The 13,920-nt window shown below is 63.9% G+C and carries 14 protein-coding genes; 5 read left to right on the top strand and 9 right to left on the bottom strand.

Going from position 1 to position 13,920, the window contains the following annotated elements; genetic code table 11:
• Window positions 1-15 precede the first annotated feature (15 nt).
• The 4 genes from ppk2 to G7076_RS06335 form a co-directional block, all read right to left on the bottom strand.
• Complete coding sequence (ppk2, locus tag G7076_RS06350) at window positions 16-873, bottom strand: polyphosphate kinase 2 (protein WP_166201345.1); 858 nt, start codon at window positions 871-873, stop codon at window positions 16-18.
• A 113-nt stretch (window positions 874-986) separates the two neighbouring features.
• Window positions 987-3,014, bottom strand: a complete 2,028-nt coding sequence (rpoD, locus tag G7076_RS06345) for an RNA polymerase sigma factor RpoD (RefSeq protein WP_166201344.1) — start codon at window positions 3,012-3,014, stop codon at window positions 987-989.
• A 26-nt stretch (window positions 3,015-3,040) separates the two neighbouring features.
• Complete coding sequence (dnaG, locus tag G7076_RS06340; RefSeq protein WP_166201343.1) at window positions 3,041-4,888, bottom strand: DNA primase; 1,848 nt, start codon at window positions 4,886-4,888, stop codon at window positions 3,041-3,043.
• Window positions 4,885-5,340 (bottom strand): GatB/YqeY domain-containing protein, encoded by a 456-nt coding sequence (locus G7076_RS06335; RefSeq protein WP_166201342.1) that lies wholly within the window; start codon window positions 5,338-5,340, stop codon window positions 4,885-4,887. The genes dnaG and G7076_RS06335 overlap by 4 nt, the downstream gene beginning before the upstream one ends.
• Before the next feature lie 141 nt (window positions 5,341-5,481).
• Between G7076_RS06335 and carA the strand changes: the two genes are divergently transcribed.
• The 5 genes from carA (at window position 5,482) to greA (ending at window position 11,829) form a co-directional block, all read left to right on the top strand.
• Window positions 5,482-6,657: a glutamine-hydrolyzing carbamoyl-phosphate synthase small subunit gene (gene carA / locus G7076_RS06330; protein ID WP_166201341.1), complete on the top strand. Its 1,176-nt coding sequence runs from the start codon at window positions 5,482-5,484 to the stop codon at window positions 6,655-6,657.
• Window positions 6,658-6,659: 2 nt separating this feature from the next.
• On the top strand, window positions 6,660-7,118 hold the full coding sequence (locus G7076_RS06325) for a hypothetical protein (RefSeq protein ID WP_166201340.1): 459 nt from the start codon (window positions 6,660-6,662) through the stop codon (window positions 7,116-7,118).
• 127 nt (window positions 7,119-7,245) lie between these two features.
• Window positions 7,246-7,932, top strand: coding sequence for a hypothetical protein (locus tag G7076_RS06320; protein ID WP_166201339.1), 687 nt, complete (start codon window positions 7,246-7,248; stop codon window positions 7,930-7,932).
• A complete protein-coding gene (gene carB / locus G7076_RS06315; RefSeq protein ID WP_166201338.1) occupies window positions 7,932-11,270 on the top strand; it encodes a carbamoyl-phosphate synthase large subunit in 3,339 nt (1,112 codons plus the stop codon). The genes G7076_RS06320 and carB overlap by 1 nt, the downstream gene beginning before the upstream one ends.
• A gap of 85 nt (window positions 11,271-11,355) precedes the next feature.
• Window positions 11,356-11,829, top strand: coding sequence for a transcription elongation factor GreA (gene greA / locus G7076_RS06310; protein WP_166201337.1), 474 nt, complete (start codon window positions 11,356-11,358; stop codon window positions 11,827-11,829).
• A 15-nt stretch (window positions 11,830-11,844) separates the two neighbouring features.
• Here the strand turns inward: greA and G7076_RS06305 are convergent, their stop codons facing one another.
• The 5 genes from G7076_RS06305 to G7076_RS06285 are packed head-to-tail and all read right to left on the bottom strand — an operon-like array spanning window position 11,845 to window position 13,827.
• On the bottom strand, window positions 11,845-12,066 hold the full coding sequence (locus G7076_RS06305) for a DUF4170 domain-containing protein (protein ID WP_166201336.1): 222 nt from the start codon (window positions 12,064-12,066) through the stop codon (window positions 11,845-11,847).
• A 55-nt stretch (window positions 12,067-12,121) separates the two neighbouring features.
• Window positions 12,122-12,580 carry a hypothetical protein gene (locus G7076_RS06300; protein ID WP_166201335.1) on the bottom strand — a complete coding sequence of 153 codons (459 nt, stop codon included), beginning with the start codon at window positions 12,578-12,580 and terminating at the stop codon, window positions 12,122-12,124.
• On the bottom strand, window positions 12,577-12,972 hold the full coding sequence (locus G7076_RS06295) for a hypothetical protein (protein WP_166201334.1): 396 nt from the start codon (window positions 12,970-12,972) through the stop codon (window positions 12,577-12,579). Before G7076_RS06295 ends, G7076_RS06300 begins: the two co-directional genes overlap by 4 nt.
• On the bottom strand, window positions 12,969-13,295 hold the full coding sequence (locus G7076_RS06290) for a phage holin family protein (RefSeq protein ID WP_166201333.1): 327 nt from the start codon (window positions 13,293-13,295) through the stop codon (window positions 12,969-12,971). Before G7076_RS06290 ends, G7076_RS06295 begins: the two co-directional genes overlap by 4 nt.
• 25 nt (window positions 13,296-13,320) lie before the next feature.
• Window positions 13,321-13,827: a hypothetical protein gene (locus tag G7076_RS06285; protein ID WP_166201332.1), complete on the bottom strand. Its 507-nt coding sequence runs from the start codon at window positions 13,825-13,827 to the stop codon at window positions 13,321-13,323.
• Window positions 13,828-13,920: the final 93 nt, after the last annotated feature.

Raw genomic sequence — 13,920 nt, 5'->3', positions numbered from 1 at the left:
GCGGAGCGGCGGCGATCAGTAGGCCTCCGGAACGAGCCTGACCTGGCTGAGGTCAAGGTCGTCCTTGTAATGGCCCTTGTTGGAGCGCGGAGGCAGCTTCACCTTGTCGCGCTTGATCTTCTTGTAGGGGATGAGCGAGAGAATGTGCTTGATGCCGTTGAGGCGAGCGCGCTTCTTGTCATCGCTGCGAAGCACGTACCAGGGGGTCAGCTTCTCGCTGGTCGCCTTGAACATCGCATCGCGGGCGCGCGAGTAATCATACCATCGGGCATAGGACTTGAGGTCCATCGGGCTCAGCTTCCACTGGCGAAGCGGGTCTTCGATCCGTGCCTTAAAGCGGCGGTCCTGCTCTTCCATCCCGACCTCGAGCCAAAGCTTGATGAGGATAACGCCCTGTTCGACCAGCCAGCGCTCGAACTGCGGGACGTTCTCGAGGAATTCCTCGACGATCTTCTTGTCGGTGAAGCCCATCACCCGCTCGACGCCCGCGCGGTTGTACCAGCTGCGGTCGAAGATCACGACTTCGCCTTCGACCGGAAACTGCTCGACGTAGCGCTGCATGAAGAGCTTCTTGCGTTCGCCCTGGGGCGGTGCACTGAGCGCGACGACGCGGAAGGTGCGGGGGCTGACCCGCTCGACCAGGCGGCGGATGAGGCCGCCTTTCCCGGCAGTGTCGCGACCTTCGCAGACGATGATCACACGGGCTCCGGTCGCGCGGACCCAATCCTGAAGGTAGCATAGCTCGACCTGGAGCTTGGCGAGTTCCTTCTCGTAATCCTTGCGCGAGAGCTTTTCGGGCTTCGCTTTTTTGTGCTTTTTGCCGGAGGCCTCGGCTTCAGCTTCGAGGAATGGCTTGTGCTTCGCGACGTTCATGGGCGGTTCCCTTCATCGCGGGAACCCCATCACATGCAGCGCGGCGCGCCTATCGGGTATTACACGGGTTTTGCGGGCGGCTGGTAAGATCGCTCGAAAGTCGCCAAGGGCGTTTACTGGTCAAGGAAGCTCCGCATCTTCCGCGAGCGGGAGGGATGCTTGAGCTTACGCAAAGCCTTCGCCTCGATCTGGCGAATACGCTCGCGGGTGACGCTGAACTGCTGACCGACTTCCTCGAGGGTGTGATCGGTGTTCATGCCGATGCCGAAACGCATGCGCAGCACGCGCTCCTCACGCGGGGTGAGTGAGGCGAGCACCCGGGTGACGGTTTCCTTGAGGTTTGCCTGGATCGCGGCGTCGACCGGGATGACGGCGTTCTTGTCCTCGATGAAGTCGCCGAGGTGGCTGTCTTCCTCGTCGCCGATCGGGGTCTCGAGGCTGATCGGCTCCTTGGCGATCTTCATCACCTTGCGGACCTTCTCGAGCGGCATTCCGAGGCGCTCGGCGAGGTCCTCAGGCGTGGCTTCGCGGCCGAACTCGTGGAGGAACTGGCGACCAGTGCGGACCAGCTTGTTGATCGTCTCGATCATGTGCACCGGGATACGAATGGTGCGCGCCTGGTCCGCGATGGAGCGGGTAATCGCCTGCCGGATCCACCAGGTCGCGTAGGTTGAGAACTTATAGCCGCGGCGGTACTCGAACTTGTCGACCGCCTTCATCAGGCCGATGTTGCCTTCCTGGATGAGGTCCAGGAACTGCAGGCCGCGGTTGGTGTATTTCTTGGCGATGGAAATGACGAGGCGAAGGTTGGCCTCGACCATTTCCTTCTTGGCGATACGGGCCTCGCGCTCGCCCTTCTGGACCTGATTGACGATTCGCCGGAACTCCGGAAGCGAGGTCCCCACCGCGTTGGCGATCTCGGCGATCTCGGTGCGGATACGCTCGACGCTGTCGGCCTCGGCAGAGGCGAAGGCGGCGAACTTCTTGTCGATCTTGGCGGCGCGCTTGAGCCACTGGTCGTCGAGCTCGCTGCCCATGTAGCTGTCGAGGAAGGCCTTGCGCGATACGCGGTGCCGCTCGGCAAGGCGCAGCATCTGGCCGCCGAGCGCGGTCAGGCGGCGGTTGTAGCTGTAGAGCTGGTCGACGAGATACTCGATCTTCGCCGCGTGGAACTGGACGCTCTCAACCTCGGCGGTGAGCTGTTCGGACAGCTTCTGGTACTTCTTCTCGTCCGCGGCCGGGAATTCGGTTCCGGCACCGAGCGCCTCAAGCCGGGCCTGCTGGAGCTTGGAGAACTTCTTGAACAGCGCGGTGATGCCGGCGAACTTCTCAAGCGCCATCGGCTTGAGGGTCTCTTCCATTTGCGCGAGGGAGAGGGTGTTGTCCTCATCCTCCTCTTCGGCGGCGGGCTTGGCGCGGCGCTCGGTGAGCTCGTCCTCTTCATCGTCGGCGGATTGCTCCTCCTCGATGTCGTCCTCTTCCTTGATGGTCGGGCCGGCGGTCTTCTCGCTGATCTCGCCTTCCTCGCCTTCGCCTTCTTCGTCGGCGGTGATCTGCTCCGCGGTCGGCCCCTTCGACAGCATGGCTTCAAGATCGAGGATCTCGCGCAGCTGCATCGTGCCTTCGTTGAGGTTGTTCGACCATTCGATGATGGCGTTGAAGGTGATCGGGCTTTCGCAAAGGCCCCAGATCATCGTGTCGCGGCCGGCCTCGATGCGCTTTGCGATGGCGATTTCGCCCTCACGGGAAAGCAGCTCAACGGCGCCCATCTCGCGAAGGTACATGCGGACGGGATCGTCGGTGCGATCGACCGCTTCCTTCTTGGTCGCGACTGCGGGGCGCGGCGATCCGCCCTCGTCGATTGGATCGACCTCGTCCTCGGCCTCCGGCTCCTTGTCCTCGTCGTCGCTGTCGTCATTCTCGACGATCTGCACGCCCATCTCGTTGATCGCGGACATGATGTCCTCGATCTGCTCGGACGACATCTGGTCTTGCGGAAGCGCGGCATTGAGCTCGTCGACCGTGATGACGCCCTTCTTCTTCGCGCGCGCGATCAGCTTTTTGACCGACGCATCGTTGAGGTCGATCAGCGGCGCATCGCCAGTGTCGGTTTCGGTCTCGGGAGTGTCGTTTTTCGCCATATGCCCAGATTCTACTTTCGCGCCGCTTACTCATTGCCGGCGAGAGACGCCAGCCTGTCGTTGACTTGCGCCCTCGCGCTGAGCAGCCGCTGCTGCTCGGCAAAGGCGGATTCGGTGAATTCCTGCTCCAGCCGGCGGGTCGCCGCGGCCAGCGCCTTATCAATCTCGTTCCTTGCAACCAGCGCCTCGACCGCCAGCGCCAGATCGCGCCGGGCCAGATCCGGATCGGTCCTTGCGCGGGTGAAGCTGAAGCCGATGTCGCCAGTCTTCGAAACGTCAGCCCAGGCGGCCGCCGTCTCGCCGACCGCCAATATGGGAAGAAGTTGATCCCGATCAAGCGCTGCATCGCCGATGGCGAGGTCGATCATTCGGTCGCGAAGGCGCAGGGCGGCGGCATCGTCGAGCGCCAGGGCCGCGAAATGCTCGACATGATCGCCGATCGCCTGCGGATAGAGGGCGTGGCCGAGGACCAGCGCGCGGGCGGTCGAACGGTCGATTCCGCCGGCGCCGATGGCCCTGGCGGCCTGACTGGCGGGCGGTGCAGGAGGAAGATAGCGGCCGGCCTTGGCATTCCATTCGCGGCGCTGCGGGAACGGCCGCTGCGTGCTGGCCTGCGGACGCACGAGCGCGTCGAAACGGCGCAGGAATTCGTCGCGATAAAGCTGGCGGAGGTTCGGTTCGGCGATCGCCTGGACGTGGGTCATCAGCCGCTGCTTGAGTCCGGCGCGCGCTTCGGGCGTGTCGAGCGCAGCCGAATCGACCTCGTGACGCCACAGCCGGTCGACCAATGGCTCGGGCAATTCGAGTAGGGCTTCCATCGCGGCACGTCCGCCGGCCTTGATGAGGTCGTCGGGATCCTTGCCTGCGGGAAGCGTGACGAAGCGCAAGGTGCGTTCCGGACCGAGGTGGGGGAGGGCGCGCAAGGCCGCGCGTATCGCGGCCTTCTGGCCCGCGTTATCGCCGTCGAAACAGCAGATCGGGGCGGGTTCTAGCCGCCACAGCTTTTCGAGCTGCTGCTCGGTCAGGGCAGTGCCGAGCGGTGCGACGACTTCGCCGATCCCGGCCTGGTCCAGGGCGATGACGTCCATCTGCCCTTCCACGATCAGGATTCGCTTAGCCGCGCGGCTGGCGGGTCCGGCCAGGTCGAGGTTGAACAGGGTCCGGCCCTTGTCGAACAAGGGCGTGTCCGGCGAATTGAGATATTTCGGCTCGCCAGCGCCGAGGATGCGGGCACTGAACGCGATCACCCGCCCGCGAACGTCGCGGATAGGATAGGTCAGGCGGCCGCGAAAGCGGTCGTATGGCTGCTTACCGTCGTCGGGCGCGATCAGTAGGCCAGCCTCGACCAGCTTGTCGGCGCCGAAGTCGGCCAAGGCGGCCTTGAGCTTGCCACGCGAATCCGGAGCGAAGCCGAAGCCGAATTTCTTGCGGGTGGAATCGCTGATCCCGCGTTCCTTGAGGTAGGCGCGGGCGGCCGCGCCATCGACCCCATCCAGTTGCTCGATGAACCAGCGGTTCGCCCGGTCCATGACTTCATAAAGCCCGGCGGAGCGTTCGGCGCGTTCAGCGGCGCGGGGATCGGGGGCGGGGACGTCCATCCCGGCCTTGGCCGCGAGTTCCTTCACCGCATCCATGAATGGCATGCCACGCTGGTCGGTGAGGAAGCGGATCGCGTCGCCATGCGCGCCGCAGCCGAAGCAATGGTAGAAGCCCTTTTCGTCGTTGATCGTGAAGCTTGGCGTCTTCTCGTTATGAAAAGGGCAGCAGGCCTTGAACTCGCGCCCGGCCTTGATCAGCTTTACCGACGGGCCGATGACCGCGCTGAGGGTCGTCCGTGCGCGCAATTCGTCCAGCCATGCTGGCGACAGGGTCACGCGGAAAGCGCCGCCTTGACCAGCGCGCTGGCGCGGGCGGGTTCGATCTGGGTGCCAAGGCGTGATTTCACCTCGCCCATAACCCGGCCCATGTCCTTCATCGATGCAGCGCCGATTTCGGCGATGATCGACTGGATCGCGGCCCTGGCGTCCTCCTCGGAAAGCTGGGCGGGAAGGAAGCGCTCGATGACCGCGATCTCGGCTTCTTCCTTGGCCGCTAGCTCTTCGCGGTTGCCCTTGCGATAAAGCTCCACGGATTCGCGCCGCTGCTTGATCATCTTCTGCAGGACTTCGGTGACCAGGGCGTCGTCGTCGAGAGTCGTCGACGCAGTGCGAAGCTCGATGTCGCGGTTCTTAATCGCCGACTGGATCAGCCGGATCGTCGCGGTCGACTCCTTGTCGCCGCCCTTCATCGCGCTCACCAGCGCGGTCTTGATATCGTCGCGAATCATCTCGGGTTCGTCACGCCTCGTCGGAAAACGCCAGTCCTAGCGGGGAATTGCCGCCTTTCACAGCGTTGACGCGACCCCGAAACGCGCCTAGCGGCCATGGCTTAGCGACATTGCTGCAACTACCCCGAAGGAGCCTCTGCCTTGGCCGATCCTCGAGTCTCGCTTGCGCGCCCCGATGGAGCGACCGGCGTGATCGTTTTTGCAGACGGCCGGACAATCTGGGGCGAGGGATTCGGAAGCGAAGGACAGGCGGTCGGCGAGCTGTGCTTCAACACCGCCATGACCGGATACCAGGAAGTGATGACCGACCCCTCCTACGCGAGCCAGGTCATCGCGTTCACCTTCCCCCATATCGGCAACGTCGGAGCCAATGAGGAGGATGTCGAAGCGGGCGAGGCGCATGCGCTCGGCTGCATCGTCCGGGAGGCCGTGACCAGCCCGTCCAACTTCCGTGCGGGTCAAGACTTTCCGAGCTGGATGGCGGCAACCGGGCGTATCGGCATTTCCGGTGTCGATACGCGGGCGCTGACCCGGCTCGTTCGCCGCGAGGGGCCCCCAACCATCGCCATCGCCCATGATGCGAGCGGCGCGTTCGACCTCGATGCGCTGCATAAGGCGGCCGCCGACTGGCCGGGCCTGGAGGGCATGGACCTGGCCAAGCAAGTCAGCCGCGAACAGCTGGAAGCATGGAGTGGCGGGAAGTGGGAGCTGGGGCAGGGTTATCGCATGGGCGGAACCGAGCCCGACCGGCCGCACGTCGTGGCGATCGACTATGGCTCCAAGCGCAACATCTTCCGCAACCTGGTCGAGGCAGGGGCGCGGGTAACGGTGCTTCCGGCAGGGGCCAGTTTCGACGAGGTGATGGCGCAGAAGCCTGACGGCTTTTTCCTGTCGAACGGGCCGGGCGATCCGGCGGCGACCGGCGAATATGCCATACCGGTGATCCGCCAGATGCTGGAGACCGGCAAGCCTTTGTTCGGCATTTGCCTTGGTCACCAGCTTCTCGCGCTGGCCGTAGGCGGCAAGACGTCGAAGATGTTTCAGGGGCACCGCGGCGCCAACCATCCCGTGAAGCGGCTCGACGACGGGCGGGTTGAAGTCACCAGCATGAATCATGGCTTCGCGGTCGAGCGCGAAGGCCTGCCCAGCAACGTCAGGGAAACGCATGTCAGCCTGTTCGACGGCTCGAATTGCGGGATTGAACTGACTGACCGCCCTGCATTCAGTGTCCAATATCATCCGGAGGCCAGCCCGGGCCCGCAGGACAGCTTCTACCTGTTCGAGCGGTTCGTGGCCCAGATGAAAGAGGATGCCTGACCATGCGTATTCAGATCATCGCAACCGCCGCGTTGGTGCTCGGTTCGGCCGCTGCGGGCGCCCAGGAAATCGTCAAGGTGAAAGCCAGCGAAGCGAACGTTTCGCGCCCGGATGACATGTTCGCTTTGCCGCCCGGGCAATGGTTCGTGTCGAAGCTGATTTCGCAAGGAAATGAACCTTGTACACCCGATGCTTGCGAAGCGGGCTTCCATTCGGGCGATCTCGTCGTCAGCGTCGAGCACGCCAAGGAATGGACCCGGGTGATCGCCGGCTTCCGCAATTGCGAGGCCGTGGCCTTCCAGGAGGCGCAGACCGGCAACAGGCCTGGCTCCGCGGCACGCGGCGAGGTTTCGAACCTGCTCAAGAAGGTGGTCAAGGCGGCGGAGAAATCTTGCAGCGCCAGGGCGCCCGAGGTACCGAAACTCGACATCAAGTCCCTCTACCCGGCGAAGGTTGGCTGATGGCGCGCCGGGATCTGGAATTCCGCGTTCAGGATCTTCCACGGGTGACCCCCGGTTCACGCGATATCATCTATCTGTCCGACCGGATTACGGGAATGAGGCGGTGAGGAGTGCGCTGGCGGCGACCATGGCGATCGCACCGGTCCTTGCGTCGTGCGGCGGGTACGCCTCGGACCGGCCCCGGCGGGTCGAGAGCGACGAGGAGCTTCAAGCACAGGACGAGCGCGAATTCGCCAACTCGCCCGATGTGCAGCTCCCCGAACTGCGACGAAAGTTGCGGGAATTCGGAATCACCGACAAGGAAATAAGAGAGGCCCTGGAGGAGAACGAGGTCCCGATCTTCGTCCTGACAATCAGCGACTCCAAGTTCGCCACGCTCGACAAGAAAGCGCTTGCCGCCTTGCTGCTCGACAGTCGCTATCGCTTCGAGATGGCCGACCCGGAACAAGTAAGAGCTCTCGCCCGATATTCCGTCATGGAGGACGCCGCCCGCCGCAAGCAGCGCTACCTGAAGGAACTCGCGGCAAACGACGAAATGGATATCTTCCCGCGCTACACGCCGGGCTCCGACATGACGAAATATGCCCGCAAGCTGGAACTCTACTGCGGCTATCGACCTGGCGAGGCGTTCAACGTCATCGACGGCCAATGGCTGGAATATCGCAACCAGATGGTCGACTGGGCCGTCGAGCAACAACGCCAGAACAAGCCGGGCCTGGCGGCGTTCAAGTGCATCATCCGGATCGTCTACGCGACCGAACTTCAACCCCATTTCATCGGCAACCGCGGCCGATCTGGAGAGCGACAGAGCTAATGCCCCGCCGTACCGACATTCATTCCATCCTCGTCATCGGCGCGGGCCCTATCGTCATCGGCCAGGCGGCGGAGTTCGACTATTCCGGAAGCCAGGCGCTCAAAGCCCTGAAAGAGGAAGGCTATCGGGTCATCGTTGTCAATTCGAACCCGGCGACGATCATGACCGATCCGGAACTTGCGGACGCGACCTATATCGAGCCGATTACGCCGGAAATCGTGGAGCGGATCATCGAGGCGGAAAAGCCCGACGCGCTGCTTCCGACGATGGGCGGGCAGACCGCGCTGAACACCGCGCTGACGCTCAACCGCACAGGCGTACTCGAAAAGCATGGCGTCAAGCTGATCGGCGCCCAGGCCGAGGCGATCGACAAGGCCGAGGACCGGCAGAAATTCCGCGAGGCGATGGACCGCATCGGACTGGAATCGGCGAGGAGCGGAATCGCGCACAGCCTGCAAGACGCGCTGAAGGTGCTGGAGATGACGGGCCTGCCGGCGATCATCCGCCCGTCGTTCACGCTCGGCGGCACGGGCGGCGGGGTCGCCTACAACCGCGAGGAATTCGTCGCCATTGTCGCATCTGGCCTCGACGCCAGCCCGACAACCGAGGTGCTGATCGAGGAAAGCCTGCTCGGTTGGAAGGAATATGAGATGGAAGTCGTGCGCGACCGCGCCGACAATGCCATCATCATCTGCTCCATCGAGAATGTCGATCCGATGGGCGTCCACACCGGCGACAGCATCACGGTCGCGCCGGCGCTGACGCTGACCGACAAGGAATATCAAAGGATGCGTTCGGCGAGCATCGCCGTATTGCGCGAGATCGGCGTGGAAACCGGCGGCTCCAACGTCCAGTTCGCGGTCAACCCGAAAGACGGGCGGATGATCGTGATCGAGATGAACCCGCGTGTGTCGCGCTCCTCGGCGCTGGCATCAAAGGCGACCGGATTTCCGATCGCCAAGGTCGCCGCCAAACTGGCGGTGGGCTACACGCTCGACGAGATCGCCAACGACATCACCGGCGGCGCGACCCCGGCGAGCTTCGAGCCGACAATCGACTATGTCGTCACCAAGATCCCACGCTTCGCGTTCGAGAAGTTCAAGGGTGCCGAGGCGACCCTGTCGACGGCGATGAAGTCGGTCGGCGAGGTGATGGCCATCGGCCGCTCGTTTGCCGAGAGCCTTCAGAAAGCGCTTCGCGGACTGGAGGTCGGGCTGTGCGGCCTCGATCGCGTGCGCGAGCTGGAGGATGTCGATCCATCCGAGATCGAAAATGCATTGGGCCGAGCGACTCCCGACCGGCTGCTGGTTGCGGCCGAAGCACTTCGCCAGGGCTTCACCGTGCAGCGGATCCATGAGCTCGCTGGCTTCGATCCGTGGTTCCTCGAAAGGCTGGCAGAGATCGTCGCAGCCGAAGAGCAATTGCGAGCCGAGGGCCTTCCGGCCGACGCGGAGGGGTTGCGGCGGTTGAAAGCGATGGGCTTTTCCGACGCGCGGCTGGCCCAGCTTTCGCTCCGCTCCGCCAATGTCGAGCGCGAAAAGTCGGAAGCCGCCGCTTACGGCTCCGGCCTCGTCCACGATGTGCTTCGGGCGATGACCGGCGGGGTAACCGCTGACGAGGTGCGTGCCACGCGCCTGAAACTTGGCGTTCACCCCGTTTTCAAGCGGATCGACAGCTGCGCCGCGGAATTCGACGCGGCGACGCCCTATCTTTACTCGACCTACGAAGCGCCGACCTTCGGCGAGGCAGAGGACGAGGCCGGCATTTCCGACCGGCGCAAGGTCGTCATTCTCGGCGGCGGCCCGAACCGGATCGGCCAGGGGATCGAGTTCGACTATTGCTGCTGCCACGCGGCGTTCGCGCTCAAGGACGCCGGGTTCGAGACGATCATGGTCAATTGCAATCCGGAGACGGTTTCAACCGATCCGGACACCTCCGACCGGCTCTATTTCGAACCGCTGACGGAAGAGGATGTGCTCGAGATCGTCACTCGCGAAGCCGCAAAAGGCGAGCTTGTCGGCGTGATCGTTCAGCTCGGCGGGCAGACTCCGCTGAAGCTTGCCGCGGCGCTGCAGAAGAACGGCATCCCGATCCTCGGTACCTCACCTGACAGCATCGACCTCGCCGAAGACCGCGAGCGCTTCGCCAAGCTGGTCGACCGCCTCGGCCTAAAGCAACCCGCTAACGGAATAGCGAGGAGCCGCGACGAAGCGCTGATGGTCGCCGAACGGATCGGCTACCCAGTGCTCCTGAGACCAAGCTACGTGCTTGGGGGCCGCGCGATGGAGGTCGTCGACGGACCGGCCCAGCTGGAGAATTACATTGCCACCGCGGTCCAGGTGTCCGGAAGCTCGCCGGTGCTAATCGATCGCTACCTTCGTGACGCCATCGAGGTCGATGTCGATGCGATCGGCGACGGCACGGACGTCACGGTCTGCGGAATCCTGCAGCACATCGAAGAGGCGGGGGTCCATTCGGGCGACAGCGCCTGTTCCATCCCGCCGTACAGCCTGTCGGCAAAAGTGCTTGCCGAAATCGAGCGGCAGACGACGGCTCTGGCGCGCGCGCTCGACGTCAAGGGGCTGATGAACATCCAGTTCGCGGTGAAGGACGAGGAGGTCTACCTCATCGAGGTCAATCCACGCGCCAGCCGCACCGTACCATTCGTCGCCAAGGCGATCGGTGTACCGATCGCCAAGATCGCAGCGCGGGTGATGGCCGGCGAGAAACTGGCCGACCTTCCGACGATCGACCGCGACATCGGGCACATCGCCGTAAAGGAAAGCGTTTTCCCCTTCGCGCGCTTCCCGGGCACTGACCCGGTTCTTTCACCGGAAATGAAGAGCACCGGCGAAGTGATGGGAATCGATAGCAATTTCGATATCGCCTTCGCCAAGTCCCAGCTTGGCGGGGGAATTTCGCTTCCGGATTCGGGAACGGTGTTCATTTCCGTCAAGGACAGCGACAAGGAGCATATCCTCGCCGCTGCGCGCATGATGCAGGAGCTTGGCTTCATCATCATCGCCACTGGCGGAACGGCTTCCCACCTCGAAGCGGCGGGCCTGAAGGTCGAGCGCGTGAACAAGGTCGCCCAAGGTCGCCCGCACATCGTCGACCGGCTGACCGACGGCGGCGTGCAACTAGTGTTCAACACCACCGAGGGCTGGCAGTCGCTGAAGGATAGCTATTCGATCCGCGCGACTGCGCTCAAAGCCAAAGTGCCCTATTTCACGACGGCTGCGGCAAGCCTGGCAGCAGCGCGGTCGATCGGGGCGCTTCGCGGACACCAGCTTGAAGTCCGCTCGCTCCAGTCCTATTATTCCGCCTCCGAACGATAGTTTCCACACACTGACGCGGGTTACCGGTCCCTTCGAAGTTGGAGGGGCACAATCGCGAAGTGCGACACGACAGAGGGATGTGAATATGGCGAGCGAAAAGGTGCCGATGCTGGCCGACGGCTATCGCCTGCTGGAGGAAGACCTGAAGCGCCTCAAGGCCGAGCGGCCGCAGATCGTCGATGCGATCGAGGAAGCGCGCGCTCATGGCGACCTCAGCGAGAACGCCGAATATCACGCCGCCAAGGAACGGCAGGGCCAGGTCGAGGCACAGATCGCCGACGTCGAGGATCGCCTCAGCCGTGCGTTGGTCATCGACCCGACGACGCTGAGCGGCGACAAGGTCGTGTTCGGCGCAACCGTTACGCTTCTCGACGAGGACGACAAGGAAGTCCGCTACCAGCTTGTCGGCCAGCAGGAAGCCGACGCGAAGGTTGGACGGATCAGCTACAACTCGCCGCTCGGCCGGGCATTGATCGGCCGCCAGAAGGGCGAGGAGGTCGAGGTCGAGACCCCGTCCGGCGACCGTTATTACGAGATCGCCAAAGTCGAGTTCATCTAACCGCGGCCTGGCGGGTCAGGCGTCCTGCGAATCCGGCTCGAGCAGCCGGTGAAGGTGGACGACGACGTATTTCATCTCGGCATCGTCCACCGTGCGCTGCGCCGCGCCGCGCCACGCCTCTTCCGCGTCAGCATAATTATTGAAGATTCCGACCAGGTCGATGCTTTCGAGGTCGGTGAACTCGAGTCCGCGCGGATCCTTGACGCGGCCGCCAAATACGAGGTGAAGCTTGCTCATGCGCGGCCCGCTAGCAGCAAAATCCTGCGTTGCGAACCGCTTTCATGAGTGAGGCTTACTCGCCGCGAACGGTCGAGGCTGCAGCTTTGGCCGAAGCGCGAAGCGCGTCGGCTGCGCCGTCGACGACCTGCTTGAACACGTCATTGCCCCGCTCGCGGGTGATCCCGAGCTCTCCAAGGCGGGCAGTGCCGGCTTCGCGCGCGGCGCCGGCTGCTGCACTCGCCGTGTCGCGGATGCGGTCGGTAACGGGGCCGAGCAGTTCCCGCTCGCGGCGCGTGGTGGGCAGGAGCGCAGCAATCAGCGCGCCGAGTGCAAGGCCGCCGCCAAGGGCGATAAACGGCGCCTCCGAGACCTGCCCGCTGGCGCTCCGGCCGGCACTGCGCGCGGCTGCACGCGCCTGGTCGTAGGCTTCGACAGCGCGCTCGCGCGCACCGTCATAAGCTTCTTCGGCCCGCGCCCGAAGGCTCGTGTCGGTTGCCGGCTGATGCGTGGTCTGGCGGGTCCTTGTAGTCATGATTTCTTCTCCATTGTCTTCGGTCGGCGCGGGCTGCGAGGGCGGCGCGGAGCAGGAGCCGGGGTGGGCGCCTCCTTTTCCTCTTCGTCCTCTTCCGACGTCATGGCGTCATAGAGACTGACGATTCCATTCTTGATCGGTTCCCGTGCGAGGAACATTGTGATTGCGGCGACCACTCCGGTGGCCGCGACCGGGCGCCGCTTGACGGCATCTACCGCGTCCTCGGCCATGTCGGCGCCCTTGACCTTCGCGCTTTCCCAAACGTTCTTCGCGATCTTCTTGGGCGCGAGGCGCTCGGCAAGCTCGTGAAAGGTGTCGATCACCTGCTCTCGCGAGCGGGAGACTTCGTCCTCCGCTCCGGCAAGCCGCATGTCGCGTTCCACCCGGTTCATGCGCGCGACCTGTCAAGGCTGCGCTTGGCGAGATAGGCAAGGAGCCCGGCGATAGCGGCGAAGATCGCCGTCGCCGCTAATCCGCCGCCAAGCGGGCCGATCAGGCTCGCCAGGGTGAGGACGAGGGTAACCGCCAGGGCGACAAGCGCGGCGAAGGCGAACAGGAGCCCGGCGGCGCCGAGGATCGCGACCGGCCGAAACCGGTCGACCTCGATATCCAGCCTAGTCCGGACGAGATTGACCTCTGCCCGGACGTAGGCCTTTCCATCCTCTATGAGGCGGCCGAACGTCTCGCCGATCGGCTTCTCATCCTGATCGTCCATTTGCTCCCCTGCCTCTATCCGGCGGTCAGGCGTCGGAACGATCCTTGGACTTTCCGCTGTCCAGGCCGGTCTTGACCAGTCGGGCGAGAGCGAAGCCGACGATTGCCGCGCCGGCGAGCGCGACACCCGGGCTCTTGCGGACAAATTCGCGCGTGTCGTCGATCAACTCGTCAGGATTCTTCGTGGCGAGCTTGTTGGCGACGTCCTCGATCGCGTTCGCGGCTTTCCGGGCATAATCGCCATATTCGGCGCCGAGGCGTTCCTCGAGACCCTCGGCCGTTCCGCCGACCAGCTTCGAGACATTGGCAAGCGCTTCGCTGGACCGCTCAAGGCCCTGGCCGACGAGGCCGCGGGTCTTCTCGGCGGCGGTGTCGGCGAGCTTGGTTCCGCCTTCGCGAACCTTGCCGATCACCTTGTCGCGATTTGTGGGCTCGGTCACGATCATCTGCTCCTCATTCGCGCTCGAGGTGCTGGCCCCGGGAACGATACGGTCGGTACCTTCGGGAAGTGTGTCGTTCTGATCAACCATCACAAGTTTTCTCCTCTTCGTCCCGAGAACCCGGCATCCCCATGCTTCGTTCCGGCGATGGCCCAAGGAAAGTTGCGCCGCCGCCGACGGGCTATA

This window comes from Sphingomonas sp. HDW15A (genome assembly GCF_011301715.1).
In the GTDB taxonomy this organism is placed as follows: domain Bacteria; phylum Pseudomonadota; class Alphaproteobacteria; order Sphingomonadales; family Sphingomonadaceae; genus Sphingomicrobium.
Note: the sequence above shows the minus strand (reverse complement) of the source record. Positions and strands in the feature narration are given on the sequence as shown.